The sequence below is a fragment of the Bradyrhizobium sp. Pa8 genome (assembly GCF_052588265.1).
Window position 1 is genome coordinate 6,145,823 of record NZ_CP176767.1, and the last position, 19,323, is coordinate 6,165,145.

Sequence of the window (19,323 nt, forward strand, 5' to 3'; positions counted from 1 at the left end):
CTAGGCCTCGAGCACGCTTTTCTTACCCCACAGGCCGCGCGCGCGGAACGTCACGACGGCAACGAGCAGGATGTACATCGACAACAGCGACCATTCGGACGCGTAGGCGCCGGCAAGACCGACGCACAGTCCGACCAGCAGCCCCGCCACGACCGCGCCCCAGAAGCTGCCGACGCCGCCGAGCACGATCACCAGGAATGCGGGGATGACGGCATCGACACCCATATGCGGACGAATGCCCCAGATCGGCGCGACGATGATGCCCGCGATCGCGGCCAGCATCGTGCCGAACACGAACACCAGCAGCCGCAATCGCGACAGGTTGATGCCGAGCGCGCGGACGATCTCGCTGTCATGGGCACCGGCCTTGACCGTTGCGCCGAACGAAGTCTTTTCGATCAACAGCCAGACCAGGCCGATGATCCCGGCCGCGATGCCCGCCGCGTAGAAACGATAGGTCGACCAGATCAGATCGCCAAACAGGAAGCCGCCGTTGATGGCGGACGGCACCTGCAGCACATAGTCGCGCGTGCCCCAGACCAGGCGGATCAACTCCTCGATCACCATCGCTGCGCCGAAGGTCAGGAGAAGTCCGTAAAGTGGATCCTTGCCGTAGGTACGCCGCATGCAAAGCTCGATCAGCATGCCGACGAGACTGACGATCACCGGCGCGATGACGAGCGTCGCGGCATAGCGCCAGCCGAGCGGGAGCGCGAGCCACAGCTTGGCAAGATCTGCCGGCAATGGCGGGCGCGGTCCTGTCAGTTGCATGGCGACATAGGCACCGAGCGCGAACAGGGAGCCATGCGCGAGGTTAATCTGCTCCATCAGCCCGACGATGAGCATGAAGCCGAGCGCGATCAGCGCGAACAGGAGGCCTAGCGTCAGGCCATTCAGAAGATGCGGAAGAAGGTCGAACAAGGTTTTGGTTCTCGCAACTGGCATTGCTCACCCGAGCCCCGAAGGCCCGGGCCAGCGGCGCGCGACTTGCGCGCCGCTCGTTCCAAGACGCGACACACCGTCTCTACGAGTCGACGGTCGGCACCTGCTCGTAGGGCGTGAGCTTGCACTTAGCCGGAGCAGCGTCATCGGCGGCGGATTTCGGCTCCGTCCAACTGATGATCTCGAACAGATCGGTGTTGTCGGCCGGCTTGGCGTTGCGCCGCGCCAGATAGATCGTCTGCTGCATCTGATGCGTCATGGGATCCATGTAGGCGTCGAAATGCTGCATGCGGTCGGTCGCGGAGACCTTGAGGCTCTCGAGCTCCTTGATGATCTTGACGTTGTTGGTCGACCCTGCCCGCTCGATCGCACGGAGCAATTCGCGCGTCGACATGTAGCCGTTGTAGGACACGTTCCCCGGCACCGGGATCGGCCCGTCCTTGTTGGCGGCCTGCCACTTCTTGACGAACTCGGCGACGCCGGGCAGTTGCAGCTTGTGATACCAGGTGGTGCCGAACACGCCGAACAGGCTGTCGGGCGCGCCCCAGACATCGGGCCAGTCCTGCTGGTTGTTGATCCAGGCCGGCTTGCCGTCGAGCTTGAGCTGCGCCACCTGCTCGCGCAGCGCCTTGATGTCGTCGCCGCCGATCGCAGTCGCGACCACGTCGGGTTTTGCTTGTTGGATCTTCAGAAGGTAGGCGGTGAAGTCGCGGGTGTTCTGAGGCACCAGCAGATTGTCGATGATCTTGCCCCCGGCAGCCTCGACCTGCGCCTTGGTCGCGGCAGACGTGGTGTGACCCCAGACGTAGTCATTGGTCAGCAGCATCCAGTTCTTGCCGATGGAATCGACGGCGTTCTTGACCGATGCCTTGGAGAAATTGGTGCCGTTGCCGTCCCAGACGAATTTCACGCGCGAGCAATTCTCCCCGGCCTCACTCGGCGCGGAGGAATTGGTGTTCATGTAGATCACGCCGTATTTGCTGGCGACCTGGGTGATGGCGTTGGCGACGCCGGAATGCAGCGCGCCAATCAGGATGGTGCAGTCCTCGCGGGTGATGAATCGTTCGGCGACGCGGCTGCCTGTCGCCGGCGTCGTCTCGGTGTCCGCGGTGATGAACGAGACCTGGCGCCCGAGCACGCCGCCTTTGGCGTTGAACTCGTCGATCGCCATCTTGATGCCGCGGAAATCATCCTGGCCGCTGTTGCCGTATTGGCCGCTGGCGTCGCAAGTCAGGCCGAGCTTGATCGGCTTGGCGGCGCCTTGCGCCCACGCGTGATTCTCTTTCCACGGCCCAAAGAAGCTGCCGGTGCCGCCGATGACGCTGGCCATCAAGCTGCCCTTCAGAACGCTTCGCCGTGAGATCTGACGCCCTCTCATCGTTTCCTCCCGTTTTCAAAGTCTTTTGCTTTTTTCTGCGATTAGAATATTCATTCCATTTATTATGTAAAGTGGAATATTTGATCCAAACGGTGAAATGCCGTTAAACATGCGACCGATCCGGAGACCCGAGACGATGAACAAGGCACAAGGCGCGATGAGCTACGACGAGCTGCGCGGCGCCATTGCGCAGCGGCACCGGGCGCTGTCCGGCCGGCTGCAGCAGATCGCGGAGTTCGTGCTCGATCACCCGACCGATGTCGCGCTCGGCACGGTGGCGGAGGTGGCGCAGCGCTCGGGCGTGCCGCCGTCAGCGATCGTTCGCTTCGCGCATGCGCTCGGCTTTGGCGGCTTCACCGAGATGCAGCAGGTGTTTCGCTCCCGCCTCGTCGCCGGCGTCGCGCCAAGCTACAAGGCACGGCTCGCCCGCATGAAGAGCGAGGAGAAATCGGTGCTCGGCCGCCAGCCGGCCGCGGTGCTGTCGCGCTTCGTCTCGGAAGCGCAATCGGCGCTGGTGACGCTGAGCCAGTCCGTGCATGCGCGCGAGCTCGACGCCGCGACCGCGATCCTCGCCAAGGCGCGCGACATCTATCTGCTCGGCCTCGGCGGCTCGTTTCCGGTTGCGACCCACCTCGCCTACGTGCTGCGCAAGCTCGGACGTCGTGTCGTCCTGCTCGACGGCACGGGCGGCAGCATCCACGAGCAGTCGCATGCCGCGACCACGGAGGACGCACTGGTCGCGATCAGCTTCCGGAACTACTATCCGGATACGGCGCGCTTGTTTCCCGAACTCGTTGCGCGCGGCGTGCCCACGATTTCCATCACCGACAGCCTCTTGAGCCCGATCGTCGAAGGCGCGAGCGTCGTGTTCGAGATCCAGGACATGCCCGAGCCGGCGCTGCGTACGCTGGTCGCACCGATGTGCCTCGTGCAGGCGATGGCTATCGGGCTCGATCTCGCGGCGGACTGACATTCACAACAGGAAAAAGATCATGACATCGCATGACACGACGAAGATATTGGCAGGCAAGGTCGCGCTGGTGACCGGCGCGGGACGCGGGCTCGGACGCGCCTTTGCGGAGAAGCTCGCCGCGCTCGGCGCCGATGTCGCCATCCACGGCATGCGCGAGAACGGGCCTGCGGAATATGGCGAGGGCACCACCCTCACCGCGGTCGCCGCAGAGATCGGCCAGCAATTCGGCGTCCGCAGCCAGCGCGTGCTCGGCGATCTCACCAGGGGCGATGACATCGCGCGCGTGATCGCCGAGACGGAAGCAGCCCTCGGCCCGATCGACATCCTCGTGCACAATGCCGGCGGCGACATCGCAGCCGCCGGTGGCAAGCCCGACCCGAACGACGCAGTGAACATCAAGGAGGCCGATGTGCGCGCGGTGCTGGAACGCAATCTGCTCTCGACCATCCTGACCTGCCAGGCGGTCGCGAAGGGAATGATGGAGCGGCGGCGCGGCCGCATCGTCACGCTCGGTTCGGTCGCCGCGTTCAAGGGCCGCACGCAGGGCTCGATCTATGCGGTGTCGAAGGCCGGCGTGACCCACTACACACGATGCCTGGCCGACCAGCTGCGCGCTTACGACATCGCCGTCAACTGCATCGCACCCGGCGATACCCGCACCGGCCGTTTCCTCGGCACGCGCGTGGTGGACCCCGACAGGATGGTCGAGACCGGCACGCTCGACCGCATCGCGACCGTCGATGAGGTCGCGCGCGTCGTCGAGTTCTTTGCAGGTCCCATGGGCGCCTTCGTCTCGGGCCAGGTGCTCAGGATCGACGGCGGCGGACAATGCTGGCCGGGTTGAAGCAGAAAAGAAAAGGGCCGCTGCAAGCGGCCCTTTGAGATCATCGCGAATTGACTGAGCTCACTCGACCCGCGCCAGCACCGCGAGCTTGCGGATGCCCTTGTTACGGTAGGCGTCGAGGAACGCGTAATAGTCCTTGAACGACACGCAGCCGTTGGAATCGCCGTTCGGCCCGAGCATGAAGGTGTGGGCGAGCAGGCCGTCGCGGCCGTAGATCGCGCTCTCGCCGCCGATCGGGGTCAGGCGCAGCGCCGGCACGCCATGGAACAGCGCTTCGCGCGGCTTCAGCGTGTAGATGTGCGGCGGCGTCACGCCGCGCATGCGGACGCGCGAGGAGCGCGGATCATCGAGATTGGAGCCGAGGCCGGAATGCGCCTCGAGCTTGGTGCCGTCGGGCAGGTAAACCATCTTGGCGGTGATGTCGTAGACCGCCGTGTCGCGCTCATAGGGCGCCGAACCGCCGAGCATGGGGTTCTGTTCCCGCGGCGCGATGGACGCGGTCACGCTGGCATCAGCCGAGGCATAGGCCAGCAGCCCGCCGGACGGCTCGCGCTTGCCCCAGAGCTTCTCGACCATCGACTGGCGCGGACCGGTGATCGACATCACCGCGGCCTTGGCGCGATCGGCAAACGATTTTGGCTTCGCCTCGGGCGTCGGCACGATCTCGGCCGGATCGGCCGAAGCCAGTTGCATCTGCGCATCCGGCGCGCGCTTGCCCTTGTCCGCAGTCTTGTCAGCAATCTTGGCCGGCGCCGCCGGCTTCAGCGCGTCCGCGACCTTCGCGATCACGCTCTGCTTGGGGGCGTCCTTGACGACGGCGACCTGGGTTGCGGGCGCGGCACTCGCCGCATTCGACGCCACGCCTTGCGTCGCGGCCGCGGCAAAGCGCTCGTTGAACATCTCGCGCGAGATCGGGGCTGCGACCTGGAGCCGGTCGGGCAGCAGCGCAAAGGTGTCCCTGATGGCCTCGCCGGCCTCACGCAGCGCCACACTGGGCGCGCGCTTGATCACGGGCTCGTCGTAACCGATGCTGCCGACGGTCGGATAGACGCTGGCGCCGAAGACGTTGCTGTAGATGGTCCAGCCGGCGCCCATCACGACGCAGCCGATCGCCGCGGCGCCCAGCCAATTGGTGGTGGTCATTTTCCGGGAAGGCTTCCGAAGTGAATTCTTGGACTTCCGTGCCGCGTTACTCTGCGCAGCGATACTCGTACTCATTCGCCTTGCGTCCAGGACGGTGTCACTCAGTCCCCCTTCGAAGTGCCGCTGGTCACGATCCGGGAACAGCATCTCGCAGGAGGTCGGAGCGTCATTAAGGCGACTTTTAGTTAAATGCAGATTAAGTTCGGGCAGATGTGAGGCACCGCGTTCACGCTGTCCCATTTCGAGAAAAAAGTCCGCAGAACTACGGACTTAGGAGCGTCTGTTAACCATAATTCTCGGCCGGTTCGGCACGTTCGACGGACGTCACAGGCCGCCCCTCTAAGGCCATCCAACCAAGTCGTTTTCGTGGTCTTCAATACCCGGACAATAGCGGGGAAGCGTTGCGCGAGGCTGGTGCGCACTGCGCCCTCTCGAGCGGGTGTCAGCAGGGCGGCGGCACGGCCCGTCCCACATCACACATCGCGCACAGAGCGTTCACGTGGCACGGCGCCCTGACTGAAAGTTGATCGTGTCGGACTGGAAAAGACCGCACCGAGGAAATAGCTGCGAGAGCGGCACTTTTCAGCAGCCTCTGCGTGTGATACGGTACCGTATCAACATCGCTTTGAACTGTGCCAAGCACGCAAACGGAGGCTGGCATGAGAGGGATCGCGGGCGCAGGCATTTTCGCTCTGGCGTGGTTGTTTCAGTTGATCGGGTCTGCGAATGCACAGCCGGCTGCCCATGTCGGCTGCAGGGCATCGCCATCGGCTGCGGGCACGCAAGTCTGGCGCTGCGACAACGGCATCACCATCGTTGCGGAAAACGGCGCCAGATTTGAACTTAAGGACGCCAACCGCGACGGACATATTGACTCCGTGGAGTTGAGCAGCAAGGCGCTGCTGATCGAGGTGCCCAAGAAGCCCGGCGGCAATCCCTTCAAGGTGCTGACGCCGCAGGCGATCGCCGCAGTGCGCGGGACCAAATGGGCCGTCGATGTCGCTGAGGCCAAGACCGCCGTCTTCGTCGCCGACGGCCGTGTTGGTGTGAGCCGCAGGGCCCGTGGACGCGGCGTCGTGCTCGGACCGGGCCAAGGCGTCGATGTCGAGGCAACGGGTCCGTTGACCGTCAAGACGTGGGGCCAGCCGCGCGTCGACGCGCTGATGGCAAGACTGGGTCAATAAGGCCTGGACAATTAAGGCCCGCGCAGCAACGCCCGGGCGACAAAGAAGATTGCAGCACGTAATGACCAGACGCGTTCAGATCCTGGTGGCCCTTATTCTCACCGCGCTGTGGGGCGCGGGCATTTTTGCTGCGCACGCCAACGGTCATCTGCGCTTTCTCGATCGGCTCGAGGCGACGCTGACGGATTGGCGGACCCAGGTCCGCGGCGTGCAGGCTCCGCCCGATCTCGTCACCATCGTTGCGATCGACGACACCGTCGTGAAACGCGGCGGCAGCTATCCGCTGCCGCGCGCCGATCTCGCGCGCGTCGTCGACACCATCGTGCAGTTCAAGCCGAAGGTCGTCGCGATCGACCTGCTCCTGGTCGACCGCAGTGCTGCGATCGGCGATGCGACGCTGGCCAACACGCTCGCCACCGGTCCCATGGTGCTCGCCGCCGCGGCGATCTTCCCGACCGCCAGCGAGACTGTGGCGCCGGACGGCGAAGGCCCCCTCGCCGCGCTGCCGCAGGCCGAGCGCTTCCTGCTGCCGCTGCCCGCCTTTGCCGATCACGCCGAGGTCGGCGTCGTCAACGTCGCGACGGGGCAGTCGGGCTCGCCGCTTTCGGTGCCGATGCTGTTCCGGACCCGCGACAAGGTCGAGCTGTCATTTCCCTTGCGGGTCGCGGCGCGCGCGCTCGACAAGCCGCTGACGATCGCGCCGGATCATCTCATGCTCGGCGATCGCGCGGTGTCGACCGACAGCGATTTCGCGCTGCCGATCACCTATTACGGCCCGCGCCGCACCATCCGCACCGTCAGCGCGCAGAGCATCTTCGACGGCACGCTCAATCGCGCGACGATCGAGAACCGCATCGTCGTCATCGGCGCCGCGGTCGCCGGCGGCGGCGACTTCTATCCGACACCGTTCGATTCCCTGATGCCCGGCGTCGAGGTGATCTCGACCGCGATCACCCATCTCGTCGCCGGTGACGGCATCGTGCGCGACCGCAAGGTCCACATCGCCGACGCGCTTTTCGCGATCCTTTTGCCGATGCTGCTGGTCGGCTTGCTCGCCTGGCGGCGCAGCGCGCCCGGCATCGTCGCGGCCGCCGCGGTGATGATCGCCTGGGCCGGGCTCAATCTGTTCGCCTTCACGCACGGCGTTTGGCTGAACGCCGCGACGACACTTGCCGCCGCGGTGCCGCCGGTCGCGGTCTTTGCCGGCGTGCAGCTGTGGGCCGGCGGCCGCCGCACGCAATATTTTGCCGCCAAGAGCAGGTCGCTGGCGCAATTCCAGGCGCCTGCCGTGCAGGAATGGCTGGCCCGCGATCCGAATTTCCTGTCCAGGCCGGTCCGGCAGGATGCGGCCGTCGTCTTCATCGATCTCTCAGGCTTCACGGCGCTGAGCGAAGGGATCGATCCGGACGAGCTCCAGGATCTTCTGAGGGCGTTCCATGCGCTGATCGACAAGGCCGCGGTCGATTGCGGCGGCCTGATCACCGGCTTTCTCGGCGACGGCGCCATGATCCTGTTCGGACTGCCACACGCGACGCCCGACGACGCGGCGCGCGCGCTGCAATGCTCGATCGACCTGTATCGCAGCGTCGATCGCTGGATCGCTTCGCTGCCCCCCGCCATCCGCGGCCAGCTCGGTTTCAAGATCGGCGCGCATTTCGGCCCGATCATCGCCTCCCGCCTCGGCGAAAGCCACCAGCACATCACGGCGACCGGCGACACGGTCAACGTCGCGAACCGCTTGATGGAGGTTGCCGCCCAGAACTGTGCGCGGCTGGCGCTCAGCGATACGCTGCTGGATGCCGCCGACTTCCACGGCGCTCCCGACGGTATTCTGTCAGGTCCCCTGCTCACACAGGTCCGCGGCCGCTCCGGCGTCGTGACCGTCTGGTTCTGGCGCGACCAGAACGGGCCCAGCCAGGCCGCCGCCAGGGCCGAGATGATCGACTGATTTTTGGGGCCGCCTACCGCGCTTCCGGCGGCGGCGAGCGGTCGAGCACGTCGCCCTTGGCGCCTTCGAGCAGATCAATGTCGTAGGTCTCGACCACAAGCAGCCCGCGCTTGCGCTGCAATTGCGCAATTTGCGTCACCTTCGCGAAGAGCCCGTCGAGGGCGGGATGGCCGTCCGGACGCAGCTCGTCGACAGAGATCAGCTTGCCGGCAAGCAGCTTTGGATCGGGCTCGGGCATGTTGACCCAGCGGATGCGCTGGTTCTGCTGCAGCACGCAGGTGCCGCGCGGCAGATAGAAGGCGAGCCAGCCCGTGGTGCCATAGTCCTGCGCGAGCACGCAGGTCGCGCCACTGCGCGCGCGCACCGCTTCGATTTCGGCGGCGAGCTCGCGCCAGCCGACGCCGACGCTGCGCACCGTCGCGTCGCGGCGATAGCCCGACAGCCAGCCGGTGTTGGCCTGCACGATCAGCGCCACAAACATCACGATGCCCACGGGTGCGGCCCAGCGCAGGCAGAAATCCGCGAGGCGCCGCGCGCGTGGTTGCCACTGCACGAGACTGGCGGCGGCAGCCGCGGCAACGATGAAAGGCGGATAGACCGGCGCGAACCAGTTGGCCTCGACGCGGGCATGCAGCGAATGCCAGACGAAATAGGCGACGACGGTCCAGAACAGCGCCTCGATCAGCACACGCGAAGCCAGTGCGCCGGCCCGGCGCCAGGTCAGCGCGTGCAGGCCCATCGCGCCGAGGATGAAGACCAGCGGCGTTGCGAAGGCGATCTGGGTCGGGATCAGCTCGGCGATGAAGACGGGACGGAAGTCCTCGATCTTCGCGCGGCCGAGCTGCTTTACGAACGAGACCCATTGATGATCCGCATTCCACAGGATCACCGGTGAGAACAGCGCGAACGCAACGAGACCGCCGAGATAGGGCCAGGGCGAGAGGAACCAGCGCCGCAGTTTCGGCACGGCCGCAAGCCAGATCAGGATCGCAGCGCCAAAGAACATCGCGGTGTATTTCGACAGCAGCGCCGCGCCGACCGCCGCGCCGACGGCGAGCCACCAGACGCCGCGGCCGGTCTCCAGCACCTTGGCGAGGAAGAACAGCACGAAGCTGGAGGCGACCAGCAGCGGCGCATCGGGCGTCACGATCAGCGTGCCGACCGAGGCCATCATGGTCACATTGAGCAGAATGGCGCTGGTCGCAGCCACCCGCGCGCCGCCGAACAGGATGGCGGCGGAGCGGTAGATCGCGTAGCTCATCGGCAGCGCGAGCAGGATCGAGAACACGCGGACGCCGAACTCGGTGTCGCCGGCGATCAAGGTGCCGGCGCGGATCACATAGGCGACCATCGGCGGGTGGTCGTAATACCCCCCGGCGAGGTTCTTCGACCACATCCAGTAATAGGCTTCGTCGAAGGTGATGGGCGTGAACGCGGCCGCAACCAGCCGCAAGCCGACCAGCGCGACGATCACCAGCGCGGTATTGCGGACAATCCGCGCGTCAGCCCCGCCCATGTCGAGCTATTTCTTGCGCCAGACGAACAGTCCGGACATCGCGTAGTTCCACACCACGCCCATCAGCGCGCCGGCCATGCCGGCCAACCACCAGATCGGCTCCTGGTCGTAGACCGAGAAGGCGACGCCGACATTGGCGAGCAGACCGACGCTGCACACGATGTAGAAGGCGATCAGGCCGCGCAGCAGCGCAAAGCCCTTCAGCCGCTGGTCGCGATAGGTGAGGAAGTTGTTGAGGACGAAGTTGCTGGTCATGGCGACGACGGCGCCCGCGGCCTGCGCCTCCGCGAACGGCGCCTTGAACAGCTGAAGGGCGATGAACAGCGTCGTCAGATGCACCACGAGGCCGATGCCGCCGACCATCGCGAACAGGATGAAGCGCAGCGAGACGGCATCGTTGGTGAACTTGGCCAGCACCAGGCCGAGAAAATCCAGCGCGACCATGGAATCGAGCTTGCTCTCGCCGTGCTGGCGCTGACCGAACGTGTAGGGAATTTCGACCGCTCGCAAGCCACCGTTCGCGCTCGCGACGAGGTCGAGCAGGATCTTGAAGCCGTGCACCGACAGCTTCGGCGCGAGCTCCTCGAAACGGTCGCGGCGAACCATGAAGAAGCCACTCATGGGATCGGCGATTTCGACCCGCAGCACCTTCCTTGCGACCTCGGTCGCCAGCGCGCTGGCGCCAGCGCGCTGCTTGTTGAAGCCTTCGCTCTTGTAGCCCTCGATGTAGCGGCTGCCGACGACGAGATCGGCCTGGTCGCTTGCGAGCAGCAACAGCATCTTCGGCAGTTGCGTCTCGTCGTGCTGGAGGTCGGCGTCGATCACGGCCACATAGGGCGCGCTGGAGGCCAGGATGCCCTCGATGCAGGCGCCCGACAGGCCGCGGCGGCCGATGCGGCGGACACAGCGTACGCGGTTGTCGCGCTGCGCCAGCGCGCGCACGACGTCCCAGGTGCCGTCGGGCGAATTATCGTCGACGAACACGACTTCCCAGGCGACGTTGACGAGCGTCGCCTCCAGCCGCCGGTACAGCACCGTGACGTTGTCGCGCTCGTTGAACGTCGGGACGATGACCGACAGTTCCGGCGCCTCTTGAGCCTGCGGGGGAGTGCCGGAGCCCGGTCTGATCGCTTCATTCATGACGGCAGCGTATATCCGCCGCGTCCTGCGCTGCCAAGACGTTGCGCTGCCAAGATCTACCGAGCCGGGGGTCTCTGGGGAAAGGCCCAAAAAGGGCCCAAAAATGCCGACGACCCCGGAACGGCGGACCGCGCGTACATCCGGCGCAAGCCCAAGCTATTCCAAGGTCGTTCCAGCGCCGGAGGTTTCGCTCAACGTCGCCGTTACAAGCCAGATAGGAACGGCAAAACGGCTCCGCAAGGGGGCATAGAGGCTCTTTTTCAGACCCTTGCTAGTTCGGGACTTCCTTGATCACCGGCCCACGCGGCGCGGGGGCGGCCGGGACAGCGGGCGCCGCCGCCGGAGCCGGCTCGGCCTTTGCCGGCCTGGGCGGCTTGCCGTACTGGCCGATCGGCCCCAATACGACGGCGGCCGCAAGCACGACCGCCGCGACGATCGCGCCCAGAATGCCACCCACCGACTCAGACGACATGGAAGCCCATCCCTGTTCCAGATGCCTCCAGTGATACCATGGATGCGCGCGGAGCTGGAAGAGCCCCCGGCGGACCGCGAATAGCGAATGGTTCGTCGCGAACGAGGAGCGCTGGCTTACGTGCCCTATTCGCGATTGGCCATTCGCCACTGCCCTACTTTGTGGGCGGTCTGTGCTTGACGAAGGCCGTCACGATGTCCTTCTGCGCCGACTCGACCGCCCTGTTCGCGGTGGCGAGATGGGCGCCGGCATCGATGTTCGGATATTGCGTGGTGAGATAGTCGAGCAACGCCACCCGGTAATATTGCCGCTCCGACGGACAGGCGCCCGCGACCGAGCGGCCGAAATCCTGTTCCGACATTCCCTGATTGGAGTCGCGCGAATATTCCCGCGCCAGGCAATGCCAGTAATCGTCTCGGCCCTGCATGGCGAGCTTCTGCGCGCCCTTGGCATCGTCGTCATCGTCAGCCATTGCAGAACAAGTCATGGCAGCAGATGTCATCATGACGAGCGCCGCTCCCACCATCAGCATCCGCATTCTTGTTCTCCTTTTGCGCGGGTCCCGTTGCGACCTTAGACGGGACGGCGCAACTGGCCAATCACATCTGGTTTGATTAGGATGAGGTCCCTCCCCGTCGATGCGAGACCCTCCCGTGGCCAAAGCAAAAACCGCGTCCAAAAAATCCGGCAAAATCTTCATCGGCGTCGGCGGCTGGACCTTCGAGCCCTGGCGCGGCGTGTTCTATCCGGAGAAGCTCACGCAGGCCAAGGAGCTGTCCTATGCCGCCTCGAAGCTGACCTCGATCGAGATCAACGGCACCTATTACGGCTCGCAGAAGCCAGAGAGCTTTCGCAAATGGGCCAGCGAAGTGCCCGATGGTTTCGTGTTCTCGGTAAAGGGACCGCGCTTCGCCACCAACCGCCGCGTGCTCGCCGAGGCCGGCGATTCCATCAAGCGGTTCTATGATTCCGGCGTGCTGGAACTCGGCGACCATCTCGGACCCGTGCTGTGGCAGTTCGCGCCGACGAAGAAGTTCGACGGCGCCGATTTCGGCAAGTTCCTCGAGCTGTTGCCGCGCAAGCTCGAGGGGCGTGCGCTGCGCCATGTCGTCGAGGTCCGCCACGACAGTTTTTGCGCGCCGGACTTCGTCGCGCTGATCCGCGAGTTCGAGACACCTGTCGTGTTCGCCGAGCACGGCAAATATCCGGCGATCGCCGACGTTGCCGGCGACTTCGTCTATGCACGGCTCCAGAAGGGCGATGACGAGATCAAGACCTGCTATCCGCCAAAACAGCTCGATGCCTGGGCCAAGCGCTTTCAGGATTGGGCCGAGGGAAGTGAACCCGACGATTTGCCGAAGGTCGACAAGGCCAAGCCGAAGAAAGAGCCGCGTGACGTGTTCGCCTATGTCATCCACGAGGGCAAGGTGCGCGCACCGGCCGGCGCCATGGAACTGATCGCACGGGTGAGCTGAGGATGGTTCATGGCAAAGGCGAAAAAGCTCTTCACCATCGGTTATGAACAGACCCCGCCAAAGGCGGTGCTCGACGCGCTGGAAGAGGCCGGCGTCAAGCTCGTGGTCGACGTGCGCGCGGTGACCTCATCGCGCCGGCCCGGCTTTTCGAAGAAGCAGCTTGCCGCGGGCCTCGACGAGCGCGGCATCGCCTATGTCCATCTCGCCGCGCTCGGCACGCCGAAGGAGGGCCGGCTCGCCGCGCGTAGCGGCCAATACGATGTGCTGGAGAAGATCTATTCAAAGCACCTGAAGACACCGCAGGCCAGGGAAGAGATGGACGAGCTCTCGGCGCTGGTGATGAAGGCCGGCCCGGTCTGCCTGCTCTGCTACGAGCGCGATCACACCCATTGCCACCGCCAGATGATCGCGGAGATCATCGAGGAGCGCGATGGCGTGGCGGTGAGGAATTTGGCGGGGCGGCAGGTGTAGCCAGCCCCATCCGGGCTACAGGTTCCCCTCCAGCCTAAACGTCCCCTCCATCACCTGCACACAGCTGCCGCCGACATGAGCGGACGTGATCTTGCCATCCTGCTTGCGCACGCGCGTCCGGAGGATGCTTGGCCGTCCCATGTCAAAGCCCTGGCCGACGGTGAGCTTCAACTCGCCATCACGCGCGGGATCGAGATCGGCAAACAGCGCGGCCGCGGCGACCGTCGCGCTGCCGGTGGCGGGATCCTCGACGAGGCCGCTGGCGCCGCGCATGAACATCCGCGCCTGCCGATCGCAAGGCGCCTCCGCTGGCGGCACGTCGCGCGTGTAGAACCATACCGAGCGGGCGCCGTCCCGCGGCAAGACCTTGCCGTAGGCCGCCGCATCGGGCCGGGCGCGCTTGAGCGCCTCGCGCGAATTCAGCTCCATCACCAGAAACGCGTTTCCGACGCTGACGATCTGCGGCGCGTGGCTGTCGACCTTGATGTCATCCGCACCGAGCGAGACGCAGCTTGCAGCTTCAGCGGCAGACAATTGCGACAACCGCGCCAAAGGCTGGGGCGCGGTGAGCTCGGTTCTGACCACCCGGCCCTGCTCTCTCACGATCTCGACCGGCACGAGCCCGGCCTTCTCCTCAAACAGAAGGCGCGGCTTCAGCTCTTTCGCCGTCGAGGCCAGCACGAAGGCGGTGCCGACATTGGGATGGCCGGCAAAGGCAATCTCCAGCACCGGCGTGAAGATGCGCACCTCGGCGTCATTGGCCTTGTCGCGCGGCGGCAGCACGAAGGTCGTCTCGGAATAGTTGAACTCGGTCGCGATCGCCTGCATCTGCTGCGTCGTGAGCCCGCCGGCATCGAGCACCACGGCGAGCTGGTTGCCGCCGAAGGCGCGGTCGGTGAACACGTCGACGGTGATGTAGCGGCGCTGCATCTTCACTTCCTCATGAAAGTCGCGGCCTCAACCGGCCGCATCGCCGGCAGTCTACAGGCCGGCGACATCGCTCGTCATGCCCCAAAATTCGGAGCATTCGGAGCAATCGCGCGAGGAGATCAGGAGGGAGAGTCAGAAGCGAAAGAACTGATACGGCGATGCGAGCACCTGGGCGCGCTCGCTGTCATCGACGATCAGCACATCGAGAAACTGCCGATTTTTCGCGTAAGCCTGCGACGCCTCGAACTGCGTGTGAGGCCAGTCGCTGCCCCACAGCAATCGATCCGGGCCGTAAGCCTTGCGCAGCAACGAATAGGCCTCCTTCGCAAAACTCTCGCCGCTCGCACCGTTGCGATACGGCGCCGAGATCTTGACCCAGACATTTCGCGTCGCGCCGAGCTTCAGCACCGACTGGAAGCCGGGATCGGCGACGCCGAGTTTCGGATCCGGCAACGCATAGTGATCGAGCACGACAGTGACACCATGATCGAGCAGCTGCGGCGCCAGCAGTGCGAGGTCGGACGCGTTGCGCTGGAGCTCGACTTGCCAGCCCACCGATTTCACGTGTCCGAGCAGCGCCTTCCATTCGCCGGCAGCGAGATCGGGCAAGGGCTGGCCGACGAGATTGAGGCGGATGCCGACGACGCCGGCGCGATCGAGCGCGCGCAGTTCGTCCGCGGTCACGGAAGGATCGACCACCGCGATGCCACGCAGGCGTCCGCCGGCCGTCTTCAGGCTCTCGACCAGATAGGAATTGTCGGTGCCGAGAAAGCTCGGCTGCACCAGCACGCCATTGCTCATGCCATTGCGGTCGAGCTGCTCCAGATACAGCGCCAGCGGCGCATCGTATTCGGGGGCATAGCGCCGGCCGGGCGCGAGCTTGAGGCCGCGGTGGAAGACATGGGCATGGGTATCGATCGTCGGCAAGCTTGCCTCACCCTTCACTCGGTTCGCGACGGCCGTGGCCGACACGAGGGATACAAGGCCTGCGCCGAATTGGCGGCGCGTCAGGCCACGCTCGCGGGACATCATGGTGACTGCTCCCCATCCGGCGTCAGGCGCGCGTCGCCGCGGCTTGTTCGAAAACCTTGCCGCGGGTTTCGGGCAGCAGCACCACCGCGATCAGCACCAGCGAATAGGCGAAGGCCGCATCGATGCCAATCGCCGGTCCGAGCCCGATATGGTCGCTGAGATAGCCCACGAGGAAGGGGAACGCGGCGGAGACGATGCGGCCGAAATTGTAGCAGAAGCCGACACCGGTGCCGCGCACGCCGGCCGGATAGAGTTCGCTGAACAGCGCCGCCATGCTGGCGGGAATGCCGGCGGAGAAGAAGCCGAGCGGAAAGCCGAGCACCAGCATCTCGCCATTGGTCAGCGGGGCGAAGATGTAGATCAGCACGGTGACGATGCAGGCGCTGGCGAAGAAGGCGACATTGGCCCTGCGGCCGATACGGTCGCTGATGATGCCGCTCGCGACGCAGCCGCAGAAGAAGGCGACGATGATCACGGCGAGGTAGCCGCTGGAGCCCAGCACCGACAACTGCCGCACTTCGCGCAGGAATGTCGGCAGGAACGTGGTCAGGGCCGCGTAGCCGCCGTGGGCGCCGATGCCGAACAGGCCTCCGATCAGCGTCGAGCGCAGCACGTCGCGATGGAAGATGCCCGAGAGCGTGGCGAAGAACGGCGTCTTGTCGGCTGCGACCGCGCGCGGCGGCTCCTTCAAGCCGCGGCGGATGAAGATGATGAGGAGCGCGGGCAACAGCCCCAGCGCAAACAGCAGCCGCCAGGCGATGTCGGCGGGTGCATAAGTGAACACGAGGGCCGAGAGCAGCACGGCTGCGCCCCACCCCACGGCCCAGGCGCTCTGCACAGAGCCCAGCGCCTTGCCACGATGCTCGGGGCGGATGATCTCGGCCATCAGCACCGCGCCGCAAGCCCATTCCGCGCCGAAACCGAGGCCCTGGATCGCCTTCAGGATCAGGAGCTGGGTGTAGGTCATCGCGAACGCGCAGGCGAAGGTCGCGAGCGCAAAGGTCGCAACGGTAATCTGAAGCGCCTTGACGCGACCAAAACGATCGCCGAGTGCGCCGCCGAGCCAGCCGCCGAACGCGCCGAAGAACAGCGTGACCGAGCCGAGCAGGCCCGCATCGGCCTTGCTGATGCCAAAGGCGGCGATCAGCGCGGGGATGGCAAGGCCGAACATCTGGACGTCGAGCGCATCCAGCGCCCAGCCGCCAAAGCTTGCCCAGAACGTGCGCCGCTCAAGCGGCGAGCTTTCGCTGTACCAGTTTGACATTTTTCCTACCCTGTACTCGTTATTGCTTGATGTCGTTGAAAGGTCGCTCTCACCTGATCTCGGCGTGGTAGCGGAACCGGTCGGCCGGCCCGCGCGACCTGCGCCATTCGATCGGCCGCCGCTCCAGATCGAGCGCGAGGCGCTCGATCACGATCAATGGTGCGTGCGCTTCGAGGCGCAGCAGGCGCGCCTGCATCTCGTTGGCGGTTTCGACCGTCAGGATTTCCTCGGCCGACACCACCACCTCCCCGCAGCGCTCCTCGTAGAGCGGATAGAGCAGGTCGCCGAATTCGGCGGTGTCGATCTCCAGGATCGGCGCGAAGCGCGATTGCTGGAGCCAGATTTCTTCGGCGAGCAGCGGCACATCGTCGATCAGGCGCAGACGCGACAGGCTGATCACGGGCTCGCCGACAGGGATGCGCAGCGCCGACGCAACGGCCGAATTCGCCGGAACGCTCTTGCGCCGGATGATGCGGCTCTTCGGCACGCGCCGCTCGCCGCTCTCGGACTGGAAGCGGAAGAAGCGGAATAGCGAGGAGTTGAAGCGCGCCCGGCGCACGAAGGTGCCGCGGCCCTGCTGGCGCTCCAGCACGGCATCCGCAACGAGCTGATCGATCGCTTTACGCACGGTGCCGATGGCGACGCCGTAATGCGCCGCGAGCTCGGCCTCCGACGGGATCGGGTCGCCCGGCCGCCATTCATTGCGGTTGATCCGCGCGGCGAGGTCGTCGCGCAGGCGCTGGTAGCGTGGCAGGCGGTCGTCGTGCGGAGCCGAATTCATGTAGTCATATAGATGACTAGATGAAATGCGAGTCAAGCGCTACTAAAATACCGCCACGACGACGACCGTTGGCGCACAACGCCGGGCTGGCACACTTTCGCCAGCCCGGCTTCGTCTGCCACGTTCGTTAGTAGGCGTACGAATACGGATAAGAGGCCTCCGTGTTCGGCAGGCAGGGCGGCTGATTGTAGGGCGCAGAGGCGTATGCGCCCTCTGCCGGCGCCCTGACGCAGGAGTCGGTCATCGCCTGAGTTGCAGCGGCGCGCGTCGGGGCAATGTGGCGCGCAGATGCGGCCTGCGTCTGGGAGACGGCGGCGGCGATCAGCGCGGCCGCAACGATGGTCATTCGGGTCATTGGCTTTCTCCGGATTGCAAACGGAAGGCGAGATGTTTCGGCTTCCACCGTGCGAGATCCGAAAGCTACCAGAGATCGTTCATCACGCGCGTTCAACGGACCGCGACTCCACTTCAACGAAACGCGACTCGCATTTGAAGGCGCGTCATCCCAATTGAAACACCGCCACCTTGTGCTCGTAGCCGCGAACCGCGACCTCGCCGAGCGCGACGGCGTCCTCACCGTCGTCGCCGAGCGCCTCGCGGACGGACTCGGAGATCAGGAGCTGCGAGCCGAGCTCCTTGTTGAGCGCCTCCAGCCGCGAGGCGAAGTTCACGGTATCGCCGATCACCGTGTACTCCTTGCGCCGGGGCGAGCCGATATTGCCGGCAACGACCTCGCCGAAATGGATGCCGATGCCGATCCGCAGCGGCCAGCTCGTTTGCGCGTTGATACGGTCCATCGCGGCCAGCATCTCGCGCCCTGCGGCAACCGCGCGGTGCGCGGCGTCGGAGGCCTCCAGCGGCGCGCCGAACAGGGCGAGGAAGCCATCGCCCAAAAACTTGTTCACGATGCCGCCCTGACGATCGAGGATGTCGACCAGCACAGCGAACGCGCCATCGAGCCGGTCAACCACCTCCTGCGGGGTGCGCAACCGCGCGCCGGCGGTGAAGCCGCGGAAATCGACGAACATCACCGCGACGCGGCGAAGGTCGCCGCCCGCGCTGGGTCCCGCCGCCATCAGCCGCTCCACCACCTGCGGCGAGACATGCTGGCCGAACAGGTTTGTCACCCGGTCGCGCGCGGTGGCCGCCACAATGCTCGCAGCAAATTGCCGCCGCAACCGCGCGCCGACGGCGCCCGCGAGCACGCCGCAAATCAGGATGATGGTGCTGCGCACCACGTGAAAGTAGATCAGGGGCTCGCCGGCGTCGTTGGCCGAATTGTAATACAGCGCGACGGCCAAGAGTTCGGCTGCGGCCACAAATCCAGTGAAGGTGGATAGCCAGAAATCGAGCCGCAGCGTCGAAAGAATGACGAAAATGAAATAAACCAGTGGCAGCACGAAACCGAGCGCCTGGCTCGCGCCCATGCTGCGAATCTGCAGGATCAGAATGATCGTCGGCAGCGACGTTTCGATGAGAGCGCCGATATAGCGCCTGATCACCGGCAGGTCGCGATCGAGCTTGAGGTTTCGCCTGATCTGGCGGTGAATCCAAACCTCGAAGAGGATGAACCCCGTCAAGAGAATGTATTCGTGGACGAGGCCCTCCGTCCCGCGCCAGACCCGATTCACGAGAGCAGGGTCGATCAGGTAGGTTGCGGTGAGGAACAAGATCATGACGCAGCCGGTGATGATCAGTGTTCGCACGCGCAACAGCTCGGTGCGCAGCACTTCCCGCGTCAGCTCGCGCTCGAAATCCTCCGATAGCACGGCGTGTTGCCGGGTCTTCCTGCTGGCAAACCTGACCATTCCACCCCTCGATTCCGGGGCA

General features: G+C 65.2%; 19 protein-coding genes. 6 read left to right on the forward strand and 13 right to left on the reverse strand.

All coding sequences use genetic code 11. From position 1 onward, the window contains the following. A complete protein-coding gene (locus ACKWRH_RS29175; protein ID WP_445216324.1) occupies positions 1 to 921 on the reverse strand; it encodes a branched-chain amino acid ABC transporter permease in 921 nt (306 codons plus the stop codon). Positions 922 to 1,024: 103 nt separating this feature from the next. Further along, entirely contained in the window at positions 1,025 to 2,272 is a 1,248-nt protein-coding gene (locus ACKWRH_RS29180) for an ABC transporter substrate-binding protein (RefSeq protein ID WP_445216325.1), read from the reverse strand. 184 nt (positions 2,273 to 2,456) lie between these two features. On the opposite strand from ACKWRH_RS29180, the gene ACKWRH_RS29185 reads away from it, so the two are divergent. Beyond that, complete coding sequence (locus ACKWRH_RS29185) at positions 2,457 to 3,290, forward strand: MurR/RpiR family transcriptional regulator (protein ID WP_028147416.1); 834 nt, start codon at positions 2,457 to 2,459, stop codon at positions 3,288 to 3,290. Positions 3,291 to 3,312: 22 nt separating this feature from the next. After that, positions 3,313 to 4,137 carry an SDR family NAD(P)-dependent oxidoreductase gene (locus tag ACKWRH_RS29190; RefSeq protein WP_445216326.1) on the forward strand — a complete coding sequence of 275 codons (825 nt, stop codon included), beginning with the start codon at positions 3,313 to 3,315 and terminating at the stop codon, positions 4,135 to 4,137. A gap of 60 nt (positions 4,138 to 4,197) precedes the next feature. Here ACKWRH_RS29190 and ACKWRH_RS29195 read toward each other — a convergent pair whose 3' ends face one another. Then, positions 4,198 to 5,280 carry a DUF2778 domain-containing protein gene (locus tag ACKWRH_RS29195; protein ID WP_445216327.1) on the reverse strand — a complete coding sequence of 361 codons (1,083 nt, stop codon included), beginning with the start codon at positions 5,278 to 5,280 and terminating at the stop codon, positions 4,198 to 4,200. A gap of 659 nt (positions 5,281 to 5,939) precedes the next feature. Here ACKWRH_RS29195 and ACKWRH_RS29200 point away from each other — a divergent pair. Together ACKWRH_RS29200 and ACKWRH_RS29205 are read left to right on the forward strand one after the other, a co-directional pair. Next, positions 5,940 to 6,464, forward strand: coding sequence for a FecR domain-containing protein (locus tag ACKWRH_RS29200; RefSeq protein ID WP_445216328.1), 525 nt, complete (start codon positions 5,940 to 5,942; stop codon positions 6,462 to 6,464). Between the two features lie 61 nt (positions 6,465 to 6,525). Further along, positions 6,526 to 8,412, forward strand: a complete 1,887-nt coding sequence (locus tag ACKWRH_RS29205) for a CHASE2 domain-containing protein (protein WP_445216329.1) — start codon at positions 6,526 to 6,528, stop codon at positions 8,410 to 8,412. A gap of 13 nt (positions 8,413 to 8,425) precedes the next feature. Here ACKWRH_RS29205 and ACKWRH_RS29210 read toward each other — a convergent pair whose 3' ends face one another. The 4 genes from ACKWRH_RS29210 to ACKWRH_RS29225 form a co-directional block, all read right to left on the reverse strand. Then, on the reverse strand, positions 8,426 to 9,928 hold the full coding sequence (locus ACKWRH_RS29210; RefSeq protein WP_445216330.1) for a glycosyltransferase family 39 protein: 1,503 nt from the start codon (positions 9,926 to 9,928) through the stop codon (positions 8,426 to 8,428). 6 nt (positions 9,929 to 9,934) lie between these two features. Beyond that, positions 9,935 to 11,068, reverse strand: a complete 1,134-nt coding sequence (locus ACKWRH_RS29215; RefSeq protein WP_445216331.1) for a glycosyltransferase family 2 protein — start codon at positions 11,066 to 11,068, stop codon at positions 9,935 to 9,937. Positions 11,069 to 11,339: 271 nt separating this feature from the next. Beyond that, positions 11,340 to 11,540: a hypothetical protein gene (locus ACKWRH_RS29220; RefSeq protein WP_445216332.1), complete on the reverse strand. Its 201-nt coding sequence runs from the start codon at positions 11,538 to 11,540 to the stop codon at positions 11,340 to 11,342. A 154-nt stretch (positions 11,541 to 11,694) separates the two neighbouring features. Further along, entirely contained in the window at positions 11,695 to 12,078 is a 384-nt protein-coding gene (locus ACKWRH_RS29225) for a hypothetical protein (protein WP_445216333.1), read from the reverse strand. A gap of 100 nt (positions 12,079 to 12,178) precedes the next feature. Between ACKWRH_RS29225 and ACKWRH_RS29230 the strand changes: the two genes are divergently transcribed. Both ACKWRH_RS29230 and ACKWRH_RS29235 read left to right on the forward strand, forming a co-directional pair. Next, a complete protein-coding gene (locus ACKWRH_RS29230) occupies positions 12,179 to 13,015 on the forward strand; it encodes a DUF72 domain-containing protein (RefSeq protein ID WP_445216334.1) in 837 nt (278 codons plus the stop codon). A gap of 9 nt (positions 13,016 to 13,024) precedes the next feature. Continuing rightward, positions 13,025 to 13,486 (forward strand): DUF488 domain-containing protein, encoded by a 462-nt coding sequence (locus tag ACKWRH_RS29235; RefSeq protein ID WP_445216335.1) that lies wholly within the window; start codon positions 13,025 to 13,027, stop codon positions 13,484 to 13,486. 15 nt (positions 13,487 to 13,501) lie between these two features. Here the strand turns inward: ACKWRH_RS29235 and ACKWRH_RS29240 are convergent, their stop codons facing one another. The 6 genes from ACKWRH_RS29240 to ACKWRH_RS29265 all read right to left on the reverse strand — a co-directional run bounded on the left by ACKWRH_RS29240 (position 13,502) and on the right by ACKWRH_RS29265 (position 19,301). Next, on the reverse strand, positions 13,502 to 14,416 hold the full coding sequence (locus ACKWRH_RS29240; RefSeq protein WP_445216336.1) for a PhzF family phenazine biosynthesis protein: 915 nt from the start codon (positions 14,414 to 14,416) through the stop codon (positions 13,502 to 13,504). Positions 14,417 to 14,548: 132 nt separating this feature from the next. Beyond that, positions 14,549 to 15,448, reverse strand: coding sequence for an amidohydrolase family protein (locus ACKWRH_RS29245; protein WP_445216337.1), 900 nt, complete (start codon positions 15,446 to 15,448; stop codon positions 14,549 to 14,551). Positions 15,449 to 15,470: 22 nt separating this feature from the next. Next, positions 15,471 to 16,712 (reverse strand): MFS transporter, encoded by a 1,242-nt coding sequence (locus tag ACKWRH_RS29250; RefSeq protein ID WP_445216338.1) that lies wholly within the window; start codon positions 16,710 to 16,712, stop codon positions 15,471 to 15,473. Positions 16,713 to 16,761: 49 nt separating this feature from the next. Next, entirely contained in the window at positions 16,762 to 17,493 is a 732-nt protein-coding gene (locus ACKWRH_RS29255) for a GntR family transcriptional regulator (protein ID WP_445216339.1), read from the reverse strand. Between the two features lie 127 nt (positions 17,494 to 17,620). Continuing rightward, positions 17,621 to 17,848: a hypothetical protein gene (locus ACKWRH_RS29260; protein ID WP_445216340.1), complete on the reverse strand. Its 228-nt coding sequence runs from the start codon at positions 17,846 to 17,848 to the stop codon at positions 17,621 to 17,623. A 145-nt stretch (positions 17,849 to 17,993) separates the two neighbouring features. Next, complete coding sequence (locus tag ACKWRH_RS29265; protein WP_445216341.1) at positions 17,994 to 19,301, reverse strand: adenylate/guanylate cyclase domain-containing protein; 1,308 nt, start codon at positions 19,299 to 19,301, stop codon at positions 17,994 to 17,996. Positions 19,302 to 19,323 lie beyond the last annotated feature (22 nt).

Excerpts from the sequence above, each read along its gene's own strand:
- ACKWRH_RS29215 (WP_445216331.1), bottom strand. The coding sequence starts at position 11,068 with ATGAATGAAGCGATCAGACCGGGCTCCGGCACTCCCCCGCAGGCTCAA.
- ACKWRH_RS29220 (WP_445216332.1), bottom strand. The coding sequence starts at position 11,540 with ATGTCGTCTGAGTCGGTGGGTGGCATTCTGGGCGCGATCGTCGCGGCG.
- ACKWRH_RS29250 (WP_445216338.1), bottom strand. The coding sequence starts at position 16,712 with ATGTCAAACTGGTACAGCGAAAGCTCGCCGCTTGAGCGGCGCACGTTC.
- ACKWRH_RS29195 (WP_445216327.1), bottom strand. The coding sequence starts at position 5,280 with ATGACCACCACCAATTGGCTGGGCGCCGCGGCGATCGGCTGCGTCGTG.
- ACKWRH_RS29210 (WP_445216330.1), bottom strand. The coding sequence starts at position 9,928 with ATGGGCGGGGCTGACGCGCGGATTGTCCGCAATACCGCGCTGGTGATC.
- ACKWRH_RS29205 (WP_445216329.1), top strand. The coding sequence starts at position 6,526 with ATGACCAGACGCGTTCAGATCCTGGTGGCCCTTATTCTCACCGCGCTG.
- ACKWRH_RS29200 (WP_445216328.1), top strand. The coding sequence starts at position 5,940 with ATGAGAGGGATCGCGGGCGCAGGCATTTTCGCTCTGGCGTGGTTGTTT.
- ACKWRH_RS29235 (WP_445216335.1), top strand. The coding sequence starts at position 13,025 with ATGGCAAAGGCGAAAAAGCTCTTCACCATCGGTTATGAACAGACCCCG.
- ACKWRH_RS29185 (WP_028147416.1), top strand. The coding sequence starts at position 2,457 with ATGAACAAGGCACAAGGCGCGATGAGCTACGACGAGCTGCGCGGCGCC.
- ACKWRH_RS29230 (WP_445216334.1), top strand. The coding sequence starts at position 12,179 with ATGCGAGACCCTCCCGTGGCCAAAGCAAAAACCGCGTCCAAAAAATCC.
- ACKWRH_RS29255 (WP_445216339.1), bottom strand. The coding sequence starts at position 17,493 with ATGAATTCGGCTCCGCACGACGACCGCCTGCCACGCTACCAGCGCCTG.
- ACKWRH_RS29265 (WP_445216341.1), bottom strand. The coding sequence starts at position 19,301 with ATGGTCAGGTTTGCCAGCAGGAAGACCCGGCAACACGCCGTGCTATCG.
- ACKWRH_RS29180 (WP_445216325.1), bottom strand. The coding sequence starts at position 2,272 with ATGGCCAGCGTCATCGGCGGCACCGGCAGCTTCTTTGGGCCGTGGAAA.
- ACKWRH_RS29190 (WP_445216326.1), top strand. The coding sequence starts at position 3,313 with ATGACATCGCATGACACGACGAAGATATTGGCAGGCAAGGTCGCGCTG.
- ACKWRH_RS29245 (WP_445216337.1), bottom strand. The coding sequence starts at position 15,448 with ATGATGTCCCGCGAGCGTGGCCTGACGCGCCGCCAATTCGGCGCAGGC.
- ACKWRH_RS29260 (WP_445216340.1), bottom strand. The coding sequence starts at position 17,848 with ATGACCCGAATGACCATCGTTGCGGCCGCGCTGATCGCCGCCGCCGTC.
- ACKWRH_RS29225 (WP_445216333.1), bottom strand. The coding sequence starts at position 12,078 with ATGCGGATGCTGATGGTGGGAGCGGCGCTCGTCATGATGACATCTGCT.
- ACKWRH_RS29240 (WP_445216336.1), bottom strand. The coding sequence starts at position 14,416 with ATGCAGCGCCGCTACATCACCGTCGACGTGTTCACCGACCGCGCCTTC.